The 17,508-nt window shown below is 70.9% G+C and carries 15 protein-coding genes; 6 read left to right on the forward strand and 9 right to left on the reverse strand.

What is annotated here, in order from left to right; translation table 11 throughout:
* Positions 1-138 precede the first annotated feature (138 nt).
* A complete protein-coding gene (locus tag JI739_RS01240; RefSeq protein ID WP_201682023.1) occupies positions 139-2,445 on the forward strand; it encodes a response regulator in 2,307 nt (768 codons plus the stop codon).
* 47 nt (positions 2,446-2,492) lie between these two features.
* Positions 2,493-3,779 carry a malonyl-CoA decarboxylase gene (locus JI739_RS01245; protein WP_201682024.1) on the forward strand — a complete coding sequence of 429 codons (1,287 nt, stop codon included), beginning with the start codon at positions 2,493-2,495 and terminating at the stop codon, positions 3,777-3,779.
* A gap of 149 nt (positions 3,780-3,928) precedes the next feature.
* Here JI739_RS01245 and JI739_RS01250 read toward each other — a convergent pair whose 3' ends face one another.
* From JI739_RS01250 to JI739_RS01275, 6 genes are all read right to left on the reverse strand, one after another.
* Complete coding sequence (locus JI739_RS01250; protein ID WP_201682025.1) at positions 3,929-4,918, reverse strand: Bug family tripartite tricarboxylate transporter substrate binding protein; 990 nt, start codon at positions 4,916-4,918, stop codon at positions 3,929-3,931.
* A 138-nt stretch (positions 4,919-5,056) separates the two neighbouring features.
* Positions 5,057-5,497 (reverse strand): aconitase X swivel domain-containing protein, encoded by a 441-nt coding sequence (locus tag JI739_RS01255; RefSeq protein ID WP_201682026.1) that lies wholly within the window; start codon positions 5,495-5,497, stop codon positions 5,057-5,059.
* Positions 5,494-6,774 (reverse strand): aconitase X, encoded by a 1,281-nt coding sequence (locus JI739_RS01260; RefSeq protein WP_201682027.1) that lies wholly within the window; start codon positions 6,772-6,774, stop codon positions 5,494-5,496. The genes JI739_RS01255 and JI739_RS01260 overlap by 4 nt, the downstream gene beginning before the upstream one ends.
* A 3-nt stretch (positions 6,775-6,777) precedes the next feature.
* The gene (locus JI739_RS01265; RefSeq protein ID WP_201682028.1) at positions 6,778-8,199 is read right to left on the reverse strand and encodes an FAD-dependent oxidoreductase; all 1,422 of its coding nucleotides are present in this window, start codon (positions 8,197-8,199) and stop codon (positions 6,778-6,780) included.
* 50 nt (positions 8,200-8,249) lie between these two features.
* On the reverse strand, positions 8,250-9,950 hold the full coding sequence (ilvD, locus tag JI739_RS01270) for a dihydroxy-acid dehydratase (RefSeq protein ID WP_201682029.1): 1,701 nt from the start codon (positions 9,948-9,950) through the stop codon (positions 8,250-8,252).
* Between the two features lie 36 nt (positions 9,951-9,986).
* Positions 9,987-10,790 carry an IclR family transcriptional regulator gene (locus tag JI739_RS01275; RefSeq protein WP_201682030.1) on the reverse strand — a complete coding sequence of 268 codons (804 nt, stop codon included), beginning with the start codon at positions 10,788-10,790 and terminating at the stop codon, positions 9,987-9,989.
* Positions 10,791-10,855: 65 nt separating this feature from the next.
* On the opposite strand from JI739_RS01275, the gene JI739_RS01280 reads away from it, so the two are divergent.
* Positions 10,856-11,851 (forward strand): Bug family tripartite tricarboxylate transporter substrate binding protein, encoded by a 996-nt coding sequence (locus JI739_RS01280; protein WP_201682031.1) that lies wholly within the window; start codon positions 10,856-10,858, stop codon positions 11,849-11,851.
* Here the strand turns inward: JI739_RS01280 and JI739_RS01285 are convergent.
* Complete coding sequence (locus JI739_RS01285; RefSeq protein WP_201682032.1) at positions 11,823-12,875, reverse strand: alpha/beta fold hydrolase; 1,053 nt, start codon at positions 12,873-12,875, stop codon at positions 11,823-11,825. The two genes, JI739_RS01280 and JI739_RS01285, sit on opposite strands and share 29 nt — an antisense overlap.
* Positions 12,876-12,936: 61 nt before the next feature.
* On the reverse strand, positions 12,937-13,155 hold the full coding sequence (locus JI739_RS01290) for a hypothetical protein (protein ID WP_201682033.1): 219 nt from the start codon (positions 13,153-13,155) through the stop codon (positions 12,937-12,939).
* A 164-nt stretch (positions 13,156-13,319) separates the two neighbouring features.
* Between JI739_RS01290 and ku the strand changes: the two genes are divergently transcribed.
* Positions 13,320-14,324, forward strand: a complete 1,005-nt coding sequence (ku, locus tag JI739_RS01295; protein WP_201682034.1) for a non-homologous end joining protein Ku — start codon at positions 13,320-13,322, stop codon at positions 14,322-14,324.
* Positions 14,325-14,433: 109 nt separating this feature from the next.
* Positions 14,434-15,276, forward strand: coding sequence for a DUF3014 domain-containing protein (locus JI739_RS01300; RefSeq protein ID WP_201682035.1), 843 nt, complete (start codon positions 14,434-14,436; stop codon positions 15,274-15,276).
* On the opposite strand, the gene JI739_RS01305 is transcribed toward JI739_RS01300, so the two are convergent.
* Entirely contained in the window at positions 15,273-16,697 is a 1,425-nt protein-coding gene (locus JI739_RS01305; RefSeq protein WP_201682036.1) for a hypothetical protein, read from the reverse strand. The genes JI739_RS01300 and JI739_RS01305 overlap by 4 nt on opposite strands.
* A 191-nt stretch (positions 16,698-16,888) precedes the next feature.
* Between JI739_RS01305 and JI739_RS01310 the strand changes: the two genes are divergently transcribed.
* A complete protein-coding gene (locus JI739_RS01310; RefSeq protein ID WP_201682037.1) occupies positions 16,889-17,467 on the forward strand; it encodes a TMEM165/GDT1 family protein in 579 nt (192 codons plus the stop codon).
* Positions 17,468-17,508 lie beyond the last annotated feature (41 nt).

Consider the following 17,508-nt stretch of genomic DNA (forward strand, 5'->3'; position numbering starts at 1 on the left):
TAACCCGCTCGAATAATACGGATGGATTCATGACTGGCACAACGGCCGCCGGCCGCCCGGCAACCACGATGGCGCTGCCGCACAATGCGCTTTCCTGTGCCGGACCGCGCCTGCGGCCCGGCAGCTCCCAGCCCGCCGATGAACGCCCACGATTCCGCTACTTCTGTTCCCCCTCTGGCCCTGCCACCGGTCGATGTGGTCCTGGATGCGTTGCCCCATGGGCTGGGCCTCTTCGACGCCGAGCAGCGGCTTGTCCGTTGCAATGCGGCTTTTGCCACCCTGCTTCGCCTGCCCGCCGAATCGGTGCGCCCGGGGATCGATTTCCAGGCCCTGGTGGAAGCCACGCGCCGCGCCCCGGCCGCAGGCGCGCAGCCTGCCGGCCTGCTGCTGATGGATGGCCGTCCACCGCCGCAGCCGCGCCGCGTCGAGCGGCTGATGGCCGATGGCACGCTGCTGGAAGTGCATCTGGCGGCACTTCCCGCCGGAGGACTCGCGGTCGGCCTGCAGGACATCGGCAACCAGCGCCAGAACACGGAAGCGCTGCGCCGCACGCGGGCGCAGAACGAGCAGCTCATGGCCATGGTCCGGCAGTTGCGCACGGGCGCGGCGACGGGATCGCCCGGCGACCCGGGCGCGGGGTCCAGCCTGGCCGCCGCGCTGAAGCCGCTGGCCGGCACGTTGGCCCGCCTGCTGCTGGGGCTCGAATCCGCCGGGCTGCGTGACCGGGCGGCCGAATGGGTGGCCCAGGCCGACGAACTCGCCCACTCCCTGCTGCGGGTGCTCGAAGACCTCTCGCCAGCGCGCACCGGCCAGCCCGTCCTGCTGCAACTGGAGCCGCGACCGTTCGAGCTGGAACAACTGCTGCGCGAGCTCTCCGCCGCCTACGCTGCCCTGCTGGGCGACGCCGCCACCGAGTTCCTGTTCGACATCGACCCGCGCCTGCCGCCGCGGCTGGTGGGCGACGACCGCCGCCTGCGGCAGGTCCTCACGCATCTCGGCCTGCTCCTGATCAGCGCCGCCGGGGACCGCCCACGGCAGCTGCGCGTGCTGCTGGCCGGCCGCAGCGAAGACGCCGTGCGCATCGGCTTCACGCTGCACGGCCCCGGTGAAGCCGTGTCGGGCGACACGGCCCTGGACGACTGCCGCCAGGTGCTGCAGCTCATGGACAGCGAGCTGCGCCTGCTGCAGGAGCCGTCGCTGTCCGGGTTCGCCTTCGAGCTCGCCTTGCCGCTGGACCGCAGCGCCGCCGTGGTCTCGGGCCCGCTGAGCACGCCGGGCCTGAACGTGCTCGTCGCCGACAGCCGGCCGGCCACCCGTGAAGCGCTGGTGCGCCTGGGCCAGGCCCTGGGCTGGCACATGCACGAGGCCGCCAACCGACAACAGATGCTGGACACGCTGCGGACCATCCGCCCGTCCGCGCTGCTCGTGCACGAACGCCTGGAAGGCAGCCCGCGCTTCGCGGCGGCCTTCGAGGCGGCCGACGCCCTGGTCGGCCGGCCGCTCGCCCCGGTGCTCCTCGGCAGCGTGTCCACCTGGGGCGCCCTGGCCAGCCTGTCCGATGCGCAGCGGCGCAAGCTCGGCACCTGCCTGTGCATGCCTCCCACCGCCGCCATGATGGCCGAGGGCGTGGAGCGCGCCCAGGCGCTGCTGCACGATGGGTCCGGCACCTCGACCAGCGGCACCCGGATGCTCGAGGGCATGCGGGTGCTGCTGGCCGAGGACAACCCCAGCAACCAGATCGTCACGCGCGACCTGCTGCTGGCGCAGGGTGCGCAGGTCGAGATCGCCGTGGACGGCGTCGACACCCTCACCTCGCTGGTGGCCAACGGCCGCTACGACGCCATCCTGATGGACTGGCAGATGCCCAACATGGACGGCCTGGAGACCACGCGCGAAATCCGCCAGATCGTCGGCTTCGAGAACATCCCCATCATCGCCCTCACGGCCAGTGCGAGTGCCAGCGACCGCGACGCCTGCCTGGCGGCCGGCATGAACGCCCACCTGGCCAAGCCCGTGGATGCGGGCGAGCTGGTGGCGACGCTGCGGCGGCATGCCAAGCCATCCGCTGCGGCGGACGGCGTTCGCCGGCCGGCGGCCGCGCCCGCCGCGCCGCGGCCGCCGGCCAGCCGCATCGAGCGCGAGGCCGCCATTGCCCGCCTGGGCGGCGATAGCGGGCTGTACGAACGCGTGCTGGAACGCTTCCGCGGCGACCTGCCGCGCGACATGGTGGCGCTCGAAGAAGCCTGGCGCCGCGGCGACCGCTCGCAGTCCCGGCGACTGGCCCACACCCTCAAGGGCAGCGCGGGCACCGTGGGTGCGCAGCAACTCGCGCAGGCCGCCAAGCAGTTCGAGGCGCTGCTCGCGGGCCCGGCATCGGGCGCCGAGCCGCAGGCCTGGGGTCGCTTGCGTGAAGCGGCCGAAGCCACGCTGAAAGCGCTCGGGTAGCAACGGAGGGCCGAGCGGGCATCCGCTCGCTACCATGCCTCTCGATGATGTTGCAAAAACTCCGAAGCCTGGCCAGCCAGGCGCGATCCGACCTGGCCCTGGCGCCGTTGCTCAGGGCGTGCAGGCAACTTCTCTCCGAACGGGGACAGGCCAGCGTCTACGCCCTGTCGCAACAGGTGCTCTCGCAGTACGCGGACCTGCCGCCCGGGCAGCGCACGGCCTTCTTCGCCGCCCTGGCGACCGAGTTCGCGCCCGACCCCGCCGAGGTGCTGGCCGCGGCCACCCGTTTCGCCGCCTCACCCACCGCCGGCAGCCTGGCCGAGCTCACCCGCGCGGTCGAGCCGCCGCGCCAGGAGCTGCTTCGGCGCATCAACCGCGCGCCCGGCGGCACCGCCGCCCTGCTGGCCATGCGCTGCCACCTGCTCGACGCCACCAAGGCCAACCCCGAGCTGGCCGCGGTCGATGCCGACTTCCTGCACCTGCTGGCCTCCTGGTTCAACCCCGGCTTCCTGAGACTGGAGCGGGTGGACTGGCAGTCCAGCGCGGTGCTGCTCGAAAAAATCATCCGTCACGAGGCCGTGCACGAGATCACCGGCTGGGACGACCTGCGCCGCCGCCTCCAGCCCGACCGCCGCTGCTATGCCTTCTTCCACCCCACGCTGGGCGACGAGCCGCTGATCTTCGTGGAGGTGGCGCTGCTGGACGACATTCCGACCGCCATCGCGCCGCTGATCGAGACCCCGCCGGCGCAGCAACTCCCGGCATCGGCGCGCACGGCCGTCTTCTACTCCATCAGCAACTGCCAGCCTGGCTTGCGCGGGGTGTCGCTGGGCAACTTCCTGATCAAGAAGGTCGCCGAGCAGCTCGGCTCCGAACTGCCCCAGCTGCGCACGTTCTGCACGCTCTCACCCGTGCCGGGCTTCAGCCGCTGGCTCACCGGCCCGGCGGTTCGTGAGTTGGACCCGGAGTGGCGCGAGCCGCTGGCGCGCGTCCTCGAGTGGCGGCAGGCCCATGGCGAAGTCAAGGCCAGCGACCTCGAGCAGATGCCCGAGCCGCTGCAGCAGGACCTCAGCGGGTTGTGCGCGCGCTACCTGGTGCGGCACTCGCACGGCCCCTGCGCCGACCCGGTGGCGCGCTTCCACCTGGACAACGGCGCCCGGCTGGAGCGCGTCAACTTCGCCGCCGACCTGTCTCGCAAGGGCCTGCGGCAATCGGTGGGGCTGATGGTCAACTATCTCTACGACCTGTCGAACGTGGAAAAGCGCCACCAGCAGTTCGTCGACGGTGAGGTCAGCCACGCGCCGGGCGTGCGCAGGCTGCTTCGGGCGCGCTAGCGCCCCCGGAGCGACGAGGTCGAGAACGACTCCGACTGCCGCTGCGCCGTGCTCACCGGCGAAGGAGACATCTTCAGCGCCGGCCAGGATCTGCTGCGCAACGTGGTGGTGGCGCCGCGCTGAGGCCTGCGCCACCGCACAGGCGACACTCACTCGAACTTGACGTTGTTCTCCTTCACCACCCGATTGAACGACTCGTGCTGCTTGCGCACGAAGGCGGTGAATTCCGCGGGCGTCATGCCGTAGCCCGAGAAGCCCTGCGCCTGCATCTGCTCGCGCACCTCGGGGCTGGCGATGGTGGCGCGAAGCGCCGCGCTCACGCGCTCGGCCAACTCCGGCGGCATGTTGGCCGGCCCGAAGAAGCCGGCCCAGGGCGTGATGGTGAGGTTGCCCAGTCCCACTTCGCGCGCCGTGGGCACGTCCGGCAGCAAGGGGCTGCGCTGCGGCAGCAGCGTCACCAGCGCGCGCAGGCGGCCGTCCTTGACCATGGTGGGCATCAGCGTGCCGGTGGAGAACATCATCTGGATCTGCCCGCCGATCATGTCCGTGAGCGCCGGCGGGTCGCCCTTGTAGCGGACGTTCACCACCTTGGCGCCCTTGGTGTTCAGCAGCTGCAGCATGGCCAGCTCGGAAGCACTGTTGCTCGACGCCGAGTTGTACTTGCCCGGGTTGGCCGCGACGTGCTCCAGGAACTCGTTGAGATTGCGCGAGGGCAGCTGCGGCGACACCGCCAGGAACATCGAGAACTCGCCCATCGAACTCAGGGGCGTGAAGGCCTTGAAGGTGTCGTACGGCGGATTCGGACGCAGCGACGGCACGGCCACCATGGCGGTGTTGGTGCCCATGAGGATGGTGTAGCCGTCCGGTGGCGCCTTCATCACGTCGATGGCGGCGATGGTGCTCTCGGCGCCCGGCTTGTTCTCCACGATCACCTGCTGGCCGATCTGCGCCGACAGCCCCTTGGCGACCACGCGCGTGATGACGTCCGAAGCGCCGCCTGGCGCGAAGCCGATCACCATGCGCAGCGGCTTGGCCGTAGGCCAGGCGCCCTGGGCGCGCACCGACGGCAGCGCCAGCGCCGCGGCGCCCGCGCCGATGATCTGCAGCGCCTGGCGCCGGCCGAATTTGCTCACGTTCATTTGAAGTCTCCTCTCAAGTTTTCATCCACCGCAGGTGGGCCCGTGTCTGCCATCGCGCAGCGGCAGGCCCCTTCCAGCGGCTACCGCGGAACCGGCTTTGCCGGGCCGCTGGTTGCGCCCCTCGGGGGAAGGCGGCCGTCAGGCCGCTTCGGGGCGGGCCCTTCTGATCGTCACGATGCCGTTGTCGGCGTCGACCCGCACCCAGTCGCCGGTGCGGATCACCTCCAGCGGATCGCGATCGAAGTCAGTCATCGCGGGTGCGTGGCTGACCACCGTGCCCAGCGCCACCTTGGTGGTCATCTTGTTGAACAGCCAGGCCGCCGGCGCCGTGCCCATCACCCGGGCCACGTGGAACTGGGCCGACCAGCCCGACGAGCCCTTGGCGCCCGGAAACACCAGCACCTTGCCCGCGAAGCTCTGGCCACGCAGCTCGTGGCGCGTCTCGACGATGGTGCCGTTGCGCGGGTCCACCCCGCCCCAGCCCGAGATCTCCTCGCGCGTGACCAGGGCCTCGCCCTCGGCCACGCCGGGCACGACCTTGCGGCCTCGGATCGTGATGACTTCCAGATCGTTTTTCATGCCGCGCTCCAGCGGCCGGTGCAGGCCGCCTCGATGCATTGCTCGGTGGTGCCGAACCAGGCCTGCAGGCCCAGGATGGCCGGCAGGTAGTGCGCCTGCTTGGCCGAATCCAGCGCCACCACCTTGGTCCCCGGCGGCACGGCGCGGCTCATCGCCGAGCAGCTGTCGGTGAGGATCTTGCCGCCCGCCGCCTCGATGATCTGGGTGTAGCCGTTGCGCGTGGCCACCTCCTTGATGGCGCGCGGCGTGAAGATCCACAGCGCGCTGTTCTCGTGCACCTTGCGGCCTTCCAGCAGCTGCGCCGCCTCCCAGATCTGCTCGATCGTGTAGTGCGGGCAGCCCAGCATCACGTAGTCGACCTGCCGGTCCTGGCCGTTGGCGTTGATGCGCTCCAGCGTCTCCTGCCGCTCGCGCGCGCCGTAGCGGCGCACCTCCTGCGGCCGCTTGCCGCCGTAGGCCAGCTCCAGCGTGCCGGCCTCGGGCGTGACGCCGACGATGTGGTACATCTCCACGCCGCCCGATGACGAGGCCGCCGCCCCGAAGTGCTTGAGCCTGGGCAGGTTGGGCACCGCCCCCGTGATGCCGTGGATCACCGGCACCCGGTCCTGCACCCAGTGCCCCATCCAGTAGCCCAGCAGGCCCCAGTCCTCCACCGTCTGCACCGGGATGTCCAGCTCCACGCCCTGCGTGCCCAACCTACCCTCGTCGAGGTGGAAGCCCCAGTTGGGAATGCGGGTGGTGAGCATCGCCGCGCTGGTGCTCTCGCGGCCCTCGGCGTTGGTGCGCGCGCCCAGCACCGAGTTGATGTAGATGACCGCGGACGACTCCATCCAGGCGCAGTGCTCACCGCGCGTGGGCACGTTGCCCACCTGGTAGGGGGTGCAGGTGTTGAGGATCTGCACGCCCATGCGCGCGGCCGCGGCCTCGCTGCGCTTGTAGAACTGCAGCGTCTGCTCGTTGATGCCCATTTCCACCGGATGGTGCGGATCGAAACCCAGCTGCAGGTGCGAGCTGAAGGCCTTCACCTTGGGCACCGGCACCACCTCGGCGGTGTCGAGGTTGAACTCGCTGAACACCGCATCCAGCCCGCCTTTTTCCTGCGCGAAGTCGCGCATGAAGGGCGTGGTGGCGGTCACGGTGCCGCAGACGTTGCGCGTCTCCACCAGGCCTTCGGCGCCCAGCGCCTCGCCGTAGCGGATCAACAGGTCCATGGCCTTGGCCACGGCGGGGCCATCGCGCCCGTCGCGCATGGCTTTTTCTTCGTCGGTCAGGTGCATGGGTCACACCTCCACGGGTGCTTCGGCGCGCAGGTACACGCCCTGCGCCTGCAGCCGGCGCTGCAGCTCGCGCACGTCCACCGCCCGGGCCTCCACGCCGTGCGCCACCGCCAGCGCGGCGGCGGTGCCGGCGGCCTGGCCGGTGATCCAGCACTGCGGGATCTCGCGCATGAAGCCATGCGAGTTGCGGTCGCACGAGACGTGGCGGCCGCAGGCCAGCAGGCCGTCGAGCGCCTCGGGCACCAGCGCGCCGTAGGGGATGGAGATGTTGGGGAACTTGGGGCTCACCGCCGGCGTGACGCCGATCTCGTCGGGCAGCGGCTTGCCCTCGTGCCACTGGCTGCGCAGCACCGCGCCCACGCCCTTGAGCCGGCGTGCATGGCGCACGCCGATCTGCGGCGCCGACATCATCAGGTAGGCGTTCTCGAAGCCCGGGCCCTTGGCCTTGAAGTAGTCCAGGTGGTCGGCCATGGCCCGGTGCGAGCGCACCTCCACCGCCGTGAGGTCGTCCACGTCGAGCGCCGAGTAGCCGGCCTGGCGCGGGCCCATGAACAGGGCGATGTCATCGCGCCAGGACACGAAGGGCCGCTCGAACAGGCCGCAGGCCTCGCGGCCGCCGGCCATGAAGGCGTTGTAGCCCTCGGGGTCACCCGAGCGGAACGCGATCCAACGCTTCATGTCCACGCCGCCGAACATCCAGGAGGTGTTCATGCAGTGGTGCACGTCGGCTTCCTCGATGTCGTTGGTGTAGGCCGCGCCGGCGCGGGCGAACAGGTCGCCGTCGCCGGTGGCATCGACCACCACCTTCGCGCGGATGGCCATGCGGCCTTCCTTGCTCTCGAAGGTGGCGCCGCAGACCTTGCCGTTTTCCACCAGCGGCATGCAGGCCCACGAGTGGTAGACCAGCTTCACGCCGCGCTCGATCACGATCTCCTGCGACAGCAGCTTCAGGCGCTCGGGGTCGATCGTGGGCGACCAGGTCACCACGCCGTGGTAGGCCGCGGTGCGGAAGGACCAGTGGTGCGCCTTGGCGGGGTCCTGCGAGCCCCAGTCCTCGCGCGGCGGGCCGGCGACGGCATCGGCCGGCAGCCGGTCCATCAGCTCCTCGGCGAAGCCGCGGATCACGTGCTGGCCCTCCCAGTCGGTCATGCGGTCGATCCACAGCACCAGGCCGCCGGTGGACAGGCCACCCAGGTGGTTGTAGCGCTCGAGCAGCACCACGTCCGCCCCCTCGCTCGCGGCGGCGGCGGCGGCGGCGGTGCCCGAAGGCCCGCCGCCCACGACCAGCACGTCGCACTGGCGGTAGACCGGGATGTCACGACCGGGCTCGTGGATGGTGCCCAGCTGGGGGCGCGGCGGCTTGGCGTCGCGGTCGAAGATGTCGGCGGAGAGGATGCGTTCGTCGGAACGGTTGATGGTTTTCATGGAAGGGTCCTGCGAGGGTTGCGTTATTTTGGACGCGGCGTCCAGAATAATCAAGGTCGACCGTTTTCTTTCACGAGCACCGCCCCCTGGTTCAGGGGCCCGACGTTGCGGCGGTAAATCTGCAGCCAGCCGCGGTCGAACATCGGCGTCGGCGGTTGCCAGGCCTGGCGGCGCGTCGCCAGTTCGGCCTCGTCCACTTCCAGGTTGACCACGCGCTGGTCCAGGTCCACGGTGACGGTGTCGCCATCGCGCACCAGGGCCAGCGGGCCGCCCAGGGCGGACTCGGGCGCCACTTCGGCGACCACCAGGCCCTTGCAGACCAGGCCCGAGAGGTGGCCGTCGGTGAGCATGGCGACGTGCTCGCCCAGGCCGGCGCCGTCGATGGCGAACACCACCCGCGAGGCGCCGCCTCCCATGGCGGGTCCGCCGCAGGCGCCGGCGCCGCGCATCACCACCACGTGGCCAGGCCGCACCGTGCCGTCCTTGATGGCCGCCACGGCCGCGTCCGAGGTGTCGAAGCAGATCGCCGGACCGCTGAAGCGGCGCACCTTGCGCTCCACGATGCCGGGCTTGGTCAGCGCGCCGTCGGGCGCCAGGTTGCCGCGCAGCAGCACGATGGCCGGCCGCGGCGCCACCGGCCGCTCGATGGGGCGGATCACCTCGTCATCGGCCACCCGAGCCTCGCGCAGGTTGTCGGCGACGGTGCCGCCGGTGACCGTGCGGGCCTGCGCGTCCAGCAGCGGCAACAGCTGCTTCATGAGCGCGCGGCAGCCGCCGGCGGCCTCGAACTCCTCGATCAGGTGCTCGCCGATCGGCCGCAGTCCCGACAGCACCGGCGTGACCGGCCCGAGTTGCTCGAACAGGCCGTACACATCCACCCCGGTGCCGCCTTCGGTGGCCACCGCCTGCAGGTGCTTCACCGCGTTCAGCGAGCCGCCGATGGAAAGCACCGCCCGCACCGCATTGGCGAAGGCGCCGGCCGTCATGATGTCGCGCGGCTTGAGGTCGTCCCACACCATCTGCACGATGCGCTCGCCGGCCGCGCGGGCGTCCGCGAACATCTTGTCGGACAGCGCCGCCACCGGCGCGCTGCCCGGCAGGGCCATGCCCAGGGCCTCGCACACGATGTGCATGGTGTTGGCCGTACCCAGCCCCGAGCACACGCCCGGCGTGCGAATGGCGGTGCGGCTCATCTCCACCACCTCTTCCACCGAGGTGGCGCCGCCCACCTGGGCGTGCATGGAGTGGATGAACACCTCCTCGATGTCGTTGTGGTGGCCCTTGTACTCGCCGCTGGCCTGGTAGCCGCAGGGCACCAGGATGGTGGGCACGTTCAGCCGCGCGGCGGCCATGAGCTGGCCGGGCACGGTCTTGTCGCACGAGGTCAGGCACACCATGCCGTCGAGCTGCGCGCCTTCCACGGCCACCTCGATGTCGTTGGTGACCAGGTCGCGCGCGGCCAGCATGTAGGCGCCGCGGCCGCCAGCACCGGTGACGAAGTCGCTGGGCGCGGCCGTCCGGATCTCGAAGGGCACGCCGCCGGCCGCGCGGATGGCCTCCTTCACCTGCTGGGCCACCTGGTCGAGGTGGCTGTAGCAGGCGGCCAGCTCGGAGCTGCTGTTGACGACCGCGATCTTGGGCTTCTCGGCGTCGGACTCGGGGATGCCCATGGCCTGCCACTGGGCGTTGCGCACGGCCCAGAGATAGGAGCCACGGGGGAAATTGCTGCGCAGCTTGCGCGGTGCGTTCATGGAAGGTCTCCTCGGGAGAAATCGCGAAAGGGAAGTTCAGTGGGCCGGCGGCACATGCCCGCCGATCTCGGCGGCCAGCAGGCCGGCCATTTCCAGCAGCTGCGGGGCCACGGTCTCGCGCAACCGCTGCTCGGTGAACACGAAGCCGGCGGTTCCGCAGTTGAGCGCCATCACCTCGCCGGACGGCCCCACCAGCGGCACGGCCACCGAATGGATCTCGCGCAGGTACTCGCCGGCGGACATGGCGTAGCCCAGCTTGTTGGCCTCGGCCAGCGCGCGGCGCAGGCCGGCCTCGTCGGCCTGGGCGTCGGCGCCCAGGGCCAGGCGCAGGCTCTCGATCATGGCTTCGCGCGCGGCCGGCGGCTGCGCCCAGAGCCACGCCCGGCCCAGCGCGGACGTGCCCATGGGCACCCGGGAACCCACGTCCAGCCGGGGCGCCAGCATGGTCGAGCGTGGCCGGCAGGCCTCGATCAGCACCATCTCCAGCCCGTCGCGCACCGCCAGGTAGACGGCGCCGCCGGTGGCCTCGGCCAGCTCTTCCATCATGGGACGGGCCACCGCGCGGACGTCCAGCCCGGCCAGGAAGACCCGGGCCAGCGACACCACGCCGGGGCCGAGCATGAAGGCCTCGGTCTGCGGGTCCTGCTTCATCAGGCCGAGCGTCACCAGGGTGCTGGCCAGCCGGGTGACCGTGGGCCGGGGCACGCCGGTCAGGCGGGCCAGCTCGGTCGGGGTCAGCACCCGTCGCGTTTCCGTGAAGCACCGCAGCACGGCGATGCCACGCTCCAGGGCACTGACGGTGGCCGGGCCACCGTCCTTCGGGTTTTCATCAACGCTCATGTTCTTGTGAATTTTGGACGCAGCGCTCAAAATACGCAAGTTTTCGACAACCCGAGGAGCCCTCCATGACCCCACCCAAGATCACCCGCCGCGCCGCCGGCCTGCTGGCCGCCCAGGCCCTGCTGCTGCCCCACCTGGGCGCCTGGGCCCAGGCCGACTTCCCGCAACCCAACCGCCCGATCCGGCTGATCGTCGGCCTGGCGGCCGGCGGCTCGCTCGACGGCCAGGCGCGCTCGATCGCCAAGAAGATCACCGAGCAAAGCGGCGTGCAGGTGGTGGTGGAGAACAAGCCCGGCGCCAGCATGATGCTCTCGGCCCAGGAAATCATGCGCGCCCAGCCGGACGGCCATACCCTGCTGTTCGCGCCCTCCTCCATCTTTGCCCAGAACCCGCACACGCTGGCCAGCGTTCCGTACGACCCCTTCAAGGACTTCACCCCCATCACCCTGGCCACCAAGGGCCCGCTGGTGCTCACCGTGCACCAGTCGCTGCCGGTGCAGAACGTCCAGGACCTCATCAAGTGGGCCAAGGCCAATCCGGGCAAGCTGAACTTCGGCTCCTTCGGCACCGGCACCTCGTCGCACCTCTACGCCGTGGCCTTCACCAAGGCGGTGGGCATCGAGGCCGTCCACGTGCCGTACAAGGGCACGGCCGACGCCGCCCGCGACCTGCTCGAGGGCCGCATCCAGGCCTACTTCGACGCCGCGCCCACCGCGATCTCCAACACCGCCACGGGCCGCATCCGCATGATCGCCGTGGCCTCGCCCAGGCGCATGCCGGCGGCGCCCCAGGTGCCCACCTTCACCGAGCAGGGCGTGCCCAACCTCGACCTCACCAGCTGGATCGCGGTCGTTGGCCCCGCCGGCATGTCGCCCGCCATCGTGGACAAGGTCAACGCCATGTTCCGCCAGGCGCTCGAATCGCAGGAGGTCAAGGACTTCATCGCCAAGGGCGCCTACGAGGCCGCGCCATCCACCCCCGCCGAGTTGTCCGCCGAATTGCGCAGCAGCTACGACAAGTGGGGCGCGATGGTCAAGTCGGTGGGCTTCCAGAAGCAGTAAGCCCGACCTGCGGCTCGCCGGGCCGCGGCCGGGGCACCCACCAGGGCCGCGCCGCCACCAGCGGCTCGCGTCCCAGCTTGGCCACGGCTTCGGTCTGCGCCACGACGGCGTCCAGCGCCTGGTGGTGCAGCATGTGGCCGGCGTTCGGCACCACCAGCAGCCGGCTGTTGCGCAGCTCGGCGGCCAGCCGGCGGGTTTGCGAGTCGGTGTCCACCATCCGGTCTCCCGCCCCGGCCAGCACCGCCACCGGCAGCCGCAACTCCCCATACGCCGGCGCCAGGCGCAGCGCCTGCAGCGGCCCCAGCGCCGCGTCCTCGGCAGCGGCCCGCAATTGCACCGGCCTGAGCAGCAGTTCGCGCGGCACCGACCGCAGGAATCCGGGCGGCACCTCCCCCGGTGCAAACAACACCCGCACCAGCCGGTCCAGCGTCAGGCGGGCCGCGAGGGGTGACACGGTGTAGCGCAGCGCATCACCCAGCAAGGGCAGCGCCACCGGCACGCTGAACACCGCGTCGGCCCGCGCCGTCGGGTAGTAGCAGCCGCCCAGCAGAACCAGGCCGGCGACGCTGACCGGGAAATCCATGGCCATCTGCAGCGCCACCAGCGCGCCCAGCGAATGCCCCAGCACCACGGGCCGGGTCACGCCCAGGGCCACGAGCGCGCGGTGCAGCAGCGCGGCTTGCGCCCGGGGCGTCCAGATGCGGTCACGCGGCCGCTGGCTGTGGCCGAAGCCGGGGCGGTCGAAGACGATCACGCGATGCTTGGCGGCGAGGCGGTCGACCAGGCCGCTGGCCAGCAGGTCGGCCAGGGTCAAGCCATTGCCGTGCAGCAAGGCCACCGGTGCTCCGGCGCCACGCTCCATCCAGTGCAGGCGCACGCCGTCGATGTGCATGTAGCGGCCCCCTGGCGGATGCTCCCGCTCCGCCTGGCGGGCCTTGTCGCCCACCCAGACCGCTGTCGCCGCGGCACAGGCAGCCGCGACCGCCAGGACCAGATGCCCGGGCGGGACGGCGGGGCGGCTCACGCGGGCGCCAGCTCAGCGCCACAGGGCGCGGGCCTGCCGCCGTGGGAGGTCCGCGCGCCGCTCATTGCTGCTGCTGTTGCTGCTGCTGGTCCTTCTGCTGGGGGGACGCGGGCTGCCCCGGCTGCTGCTGCTGGCCCGGCTGGCCCTGCTGCTGCTGGCCGGGTTGGCCCTGGCCCGGCTGGCCCTGCTGCTGGCCGGTTTGGCCTTGCTGCTGCTGCGGCGGGCGTTGCTGCATCGAATCCTGGTTGGCGGCGCTCGGATGCTGGCTTTGCTGGCTCATGTGAATCTCCTGTAGGCGCGACTTGCGCCTGCCGATCGTCGCCACGCCAGGCCGCGCGCGGCGTAGGAGGCCGCCTCTTGAAAAGGCCCATCCGCAGTCGCCCACACGCAGCGCGCCCGCCAGCCTACAGCCGCCGCGCCAGCCGCCGCCCTAGGCTCTGGCGCATGGCCACCGTCACTCCGCGCGCGATCTGGAAAGGTGCGATCAGCTTCGGGCTGGTGCACGTGCCCGTGGCCCTGTATTCGGCCATCCAGGACACGCGGCCGAAGATGCGCATGCTCGACCAGGCGACCGGCGCGCCGGTGGGCTACCAGAAGGTGGCCAAGGACACCGGCCAGGCCGTCGACAAAGGCGACGTGGTCAAGGGAATGGAGGTGGACCCGGGCCAGTTCGTGACCCTGACCCGCGAGGAAATCCGCGAAGCCCTGCCCCGCTCCACGCAGACCATCGAGATCGAAGGTTTCGTCAAACGCGAGGACGTGCCCGCGACGTACTTCAACAAGCCCTACATCACCGGCCCGGTGCAGCGCGGCCGAAAGGTCTACGCGCTGCTGCGCGAGGCCCTGCAGCGCACCGGCCGCGCCGCGCTGGGCCGGGTGGTCATCGCCAACAAGCAGCACCTGGCGCTGGTCGCGCCGGCCGGCAACGCGCTCATGCTGTACCTGCTGCGTTGGGCCGACGAGATCCGCGACCCGGCGGCGGTGGACCTGCCCGGCACGGCCGCCGACGAGGGCGTGAACGAGCGCGAACTCAAGATGGGCGAACAGCTGGTGCTCGAGCTTTCGGACGACTGGCACCCCGAGCGCTTCCGCGACGAGTTCCGCGAGAAGCTCGAGGCGCTGGTCGAGGCCAAGCGCCAGGCGGGCGACGTGCGAAAGGCACCGATGGTGGAGGACGAGCCGGCCATCGCCTCGTCGGCCGACGTCATCGACCTGACCGAGCTGCTGCGGCGCAGTCTGCAGGGGGCCGCGGCCACGCCGGCTGCGGCTTCGACCACGACGGCGAAGGCCAGGGCCACGCGCCGACCGGCAGCGACCCGGCGCGCGGCCAACGACGAGGCGACCTCCCAGCGCGCCGCGGCCGCGGCGGAGCCGGTGGCGAAGAAGACGGCGAGCGCCAAGGTCAAGCCCCGCGCGCCGGCGAAGAAAGCGTCGTCGCGGTCCGGCTGAGGAAAGATCGCACCCCTGCGTTCGGGCCGACGTGCTCTCGCTTCCCACGAGGGAACGAAGCCGCACGTGCACGATCAGCCCATGAGGCATCGAACGAGGAGACACAGCCATGCGAAACCGTCCCGACCCCTTCGGCGAGCGCCGCGACCCAGAGGGCCGTTCCTGGGGGCCCGTCGTCCTGGCGGTGGTCACGCTGCTGGTGGTGGCGGCCGTGGCCTGGCTCTGGTGGTCGCGCAACGCCGCGCCATCGGGCGAGGTCCGCACGCCCCCGTCGGTTGCCGAAACGCTGCCACCCCTACCGGCCGTCGAGCCCGCTGTTCGCTACCCACTGGACGAAGCCGAACCGCCGGCCGACATCACCGCGGCACTGGCCGACCTGTTCGGCCGCAAAGCCGTGCTCGCGCTGCTGCAGACGCACGAATTCCCCCGCCGGTTCGTGGCCACCGTGGACAGCCTGGGGCGCGCGCATTCACCACCCGCGCTGTGGCCGGTGGTGCCGCCCGGCGGTCGCTTCACGGCCCAGCGCACCGGCGAGACGGCGGTGCTCGCGCCGGCCAACAGTGCCCGGTACGAGCCGCTGGTGAGGTTGGCCGAGAGCATGGACGTGGGCAAGGCTGCCGACCTGTACCGCAGCATCTACCCGCAACTGCAATCGGCCTACGAGGAGCTGGGCTACGGCAGGCGCTACTTCAACGACCGGGTGATCGAGGTGATCGACCAGCTGCTGGCGGCGCCCGAGCCGGCAGGTCCGGTGCAACTGCAGCAGCTGGTCATCAAGGGACCGATGGCCGATCCCCGGCCGTGGGTGCGCTGGGAGTTCGTCGATCCGCAACTGCAATCGCTCACCGCCGGCCAGAAGATCATGGTGAGGATGGGCGCCCAGAACGAGCGCCGCCTGAAGGCCCGGCTGGTGGCGCTCAGGTCCGAGCTGGTGCGCGGGCGCGCCCGCTAGAGACCCGGGAATCGCGGGGGCCAGAGCGTTTGCCAGGCGTCGGAAGCCGCCTGCATCTCGGGCGTACGCATGTGCGAGGGCACCTGTCGTAGCACTGCCGGGTATTGCCGCACCGCGGCCAGGTAGATGGCTGGGCTGGCGAGTCGCTTCGGAACCGCTTCGAGCAAGGAGCCGTTCTGCTGAACCGCCACGAGACAGAGGGCGGAGGACATCAACTGGGAATCGACGTACAGCAGGTTGACTGGATCGGCCACGACGGCATCGAGGCAGGCTTGCGGCGTGGTGAGCGACCCGGGCAGCGCCATCCTGGGGCGGCACTCGGCGTCCGCCTCTCGTGCCGACCGGTCAACCGCTCGTCTGTGCTCTGTCGCGCGCTGAATGGCCAAGTTCGTTTGTCTGGCGTCCAGCCGATGTGCAGTGAAGTACTGCAGGGGCAATCCGTTCACGATCGCCAATTCCCTCAGGTCGGCATCCGACAATCGCGCGATCAGCTGGGCAGGAACCGGCTCGGAGCCTTCCAGCGCCGGCTGCTCGAAAAAGACGCGACAGAGCGGGTCGTCCCACAGCTCGTCCGGCACGTCCATGGCTGCCGTGCGCGGATGCGCTTGCAGCGCAAGGTCACACAGTTCGCGCGTCCGCAGCTCGGGGGGGATGAACCGCAAAGCACCGCCATCTCGCTCGACCGCCGCCTTGAAGAAGTGCGCCTGCAGGGCCAGCGGCACACGCCGCAGCGGCGCACGCTCTCCCGACGGGCGGCGTGGTTCTTCGCGTGCGAACGCCATATCGCACAGCTTCTGGGTGCGTTGGGCGAACGGCACCAGGCTCAAGGCGATGCTGTCCTGCGTCACGGCTGCCGCGTACATCAGCTCCGTGCGTTCCTGCTCAGGCACCAGCAGCAGCACCCGCCAGTCCGACCCCACCAGCTGTACCCACTGCGGCGCAGGGATGGCCTGGTCTCGCCCCAGGCCCGCGAGTTCGCGGTAGACGGCGAGCTTGCGTGTCGGCAACTCTTCATAGCTGGCGATGATGGCCGCGAGCTCGGGCGCAAACTGCGGGGGTGTCTGCCTGGGAGCTGGCACCGCCAGTTGGGTCGCCCGGGAAAGGGCTGGCAGGTGGATGCGCACCGCGTGCTTGTGGTCCATCCCTTCGGCTGGTGCCTCGCCGGCTCGATCGGCGTCCTTGCGGTCACTCGTCCAGCGACGCCTCGAATCGACCGGCTCTGGTTCAGCGTGGGTGGTGACGCGGGTGCCGCCAGAGGCTGCTGCCGGGCCCCACGGACAGCACAAGCGTGACAGCAGCGATCGCGCGCCGGGCGGCTCGCCGACCGCGCCTGCGACGGGCGCTGCGCGGCTCGACGGAGCAGCCTTGGACTCCATCGGACGGCGGGTCTGGGCCTGGAAGGGAAAACGGGGAAAGTGCATGGGGACTCCTTGATCCGACCGGACAGGACGCGAGTGCGGGCCGGCTTGAGTGACCCCCGCCCTCGGGAAGTTCACCGGCGCGCCACGGCTAAGATCACGCGCTTTCGGTTTTTTCGGGCGCCGCCAGCTCACGGCGGTCGTCGGGACGAACCTTCGGCCCTGCGCCAGCCGCGGCCAGACCCCCAGCCTCCATGGAATCCCTGCTCGTCTCCACCGGCGTCGTCGCCTTGGCCGAAATCGGCGACAAGACCCAACTGCTCGCCTTCATCCTGGCCGCCCGGTTCAAGAAGCCACTGCCCATCATCGGGGGCATCCTCGTGGCCACGCTGGTGAACCACGGGCTGGCGGGCGCGCTGGGCGCTTGGATCACCAGCGCCCTCTCCCCCGATGTGCTGCGCTGGGTGCTGGGCGCATCCTTCCTCGCCATGGCCGTGTGGACGCTCATCCCCGACGAGATCGAGGAAGACGAGACCCGCATCGCCGCGCGATTGGGCGTGTTCGGTGCCACGCTGCTGACCTTCTTCCTGGCCGAGATGGGCGACAAGACCCAGGTCGCCACGGTGGCCATGGCCGCGCACTACGCAGCGCCCGTGCTGGTAGTGGTCGGCACCACGCTGGGCATGCTCATCGCCGACGTGCCGGCGGTGTTCCTGGGCGACCGGCTGGCGGGACGCATCCCGATGCGACTGGTGCACGGCATCGCCGCGGCCATCTTCGCGGTGCTCGGCATCGCCACGCTGCTGGGCGCGGGGCGGGGCCTGGGCTTTTGATCGCACCGGGGAAAAGCCCCTGTCGGCAGCCGCGGGCACAC

The organism is Ramlibacter aurantiacus, assembly GCF_016722895.1.
GTDB lineage: Bacteria > Pseudomonadota > Gammaproteobacteria > Burkholderiales > Burkholderiaceae_C > Ramlibacter > Ramlibacter aurantiacus.

Coding starts and splice junctions, on each gene's coding strand:
- JI739_RS01265 (WP_201682028.1), bottom strand. CDS start 8,199: ATGAAAACCATCAACCGTTCCGACGAACGCATCCTCTCCGCCGACATC.
- ilvD (WP_201682029.1), bottom strand. CDS start 9,950: ATGAACGCACCGCGCAAGCTGCGCAGCAATTTCCCCCGTGGCTCCTAT.
- JI739_RS01275 (WP_201682030.1), bottom strand. CDS start 10,790: ATGAGCGTTGATGAAAACCCGAAGGACGGTGGCCCGGCCACCGTCAGT.
- JI739_RS01240 (WP_201682023.1), top strand. CDS start 139: ATGAACGCCCACGATTCCGCTACTTCTGTTCCCCCTCTGGCCCTGCCA.
- JI739_RS01245 (WP_201682024.1), top strand. CDS start 2,493: ATGTTGCAAAAACTCCGAAGCCTGGCCAGCCAGGCGCGATCCGACCTG.
- JI739_RS01280 (WP_201682031.1), top strand. CDS start 10,856: ATGACCCCACCCAAGATCACCCGCCGCGCCGCCGGCCTGCTGGCCGCC.
- JI739_RS01255 (WP_201682026.1), bottom strand. CDS start 5,497: ATGAAAAACGATCTGGAAGTCATCACGATCCGAGGCCGCAAGGTCGTG.
- JI739_RS01290 (WP_201682033.1), bottom strand. CDS start 13,155: ATGAGCCAGCAAAGCCAGCATCCGAGCGCCGCCAACCAGGATTCGATG.
- JI739_RS01310 (WP_201682037.1), top strand. CDS start 16,889: ATGGAATCCCTGCTCGTCTCCACCGGCGTCGTCGCCTTGGCCGAAATC.
- ku (WP_201682034.1), top strand. CDS start 13,320: ATGGCCACCGTCACTCCGCGCGCGATCTGGAAAGGTGCGATCAGCTTC.
- JI739_RS01250 (WP_201682025.1), bottom strand. CDS start 4,918: ATGAACGTGAGCAAATTCGGCCGGCGCCAGGCGCTGCAGATCATCGGC.
- JI739_RS01300 (WP_201682035.1), top strand. CDS start 14,434: ATGCGAAACCGTCCCGACCCCTTCGGCGAGCGCCGCGACCCAGAGGGC.
- JI739_RS01305 (WP_201682036.1), bottom strand. CDS start 16,697: ATGCACTTTCCCCGTTTTCCCTTCCAGGCCCAGACCCGCCGTCCGATG.
- JI739_RS01260 (WP_201682027.1), bottom strand. CDS start 6,774: ATGCACCTGACCGACGAAGAAAAAGCCATGCGCGACGGGCGCGATGGC.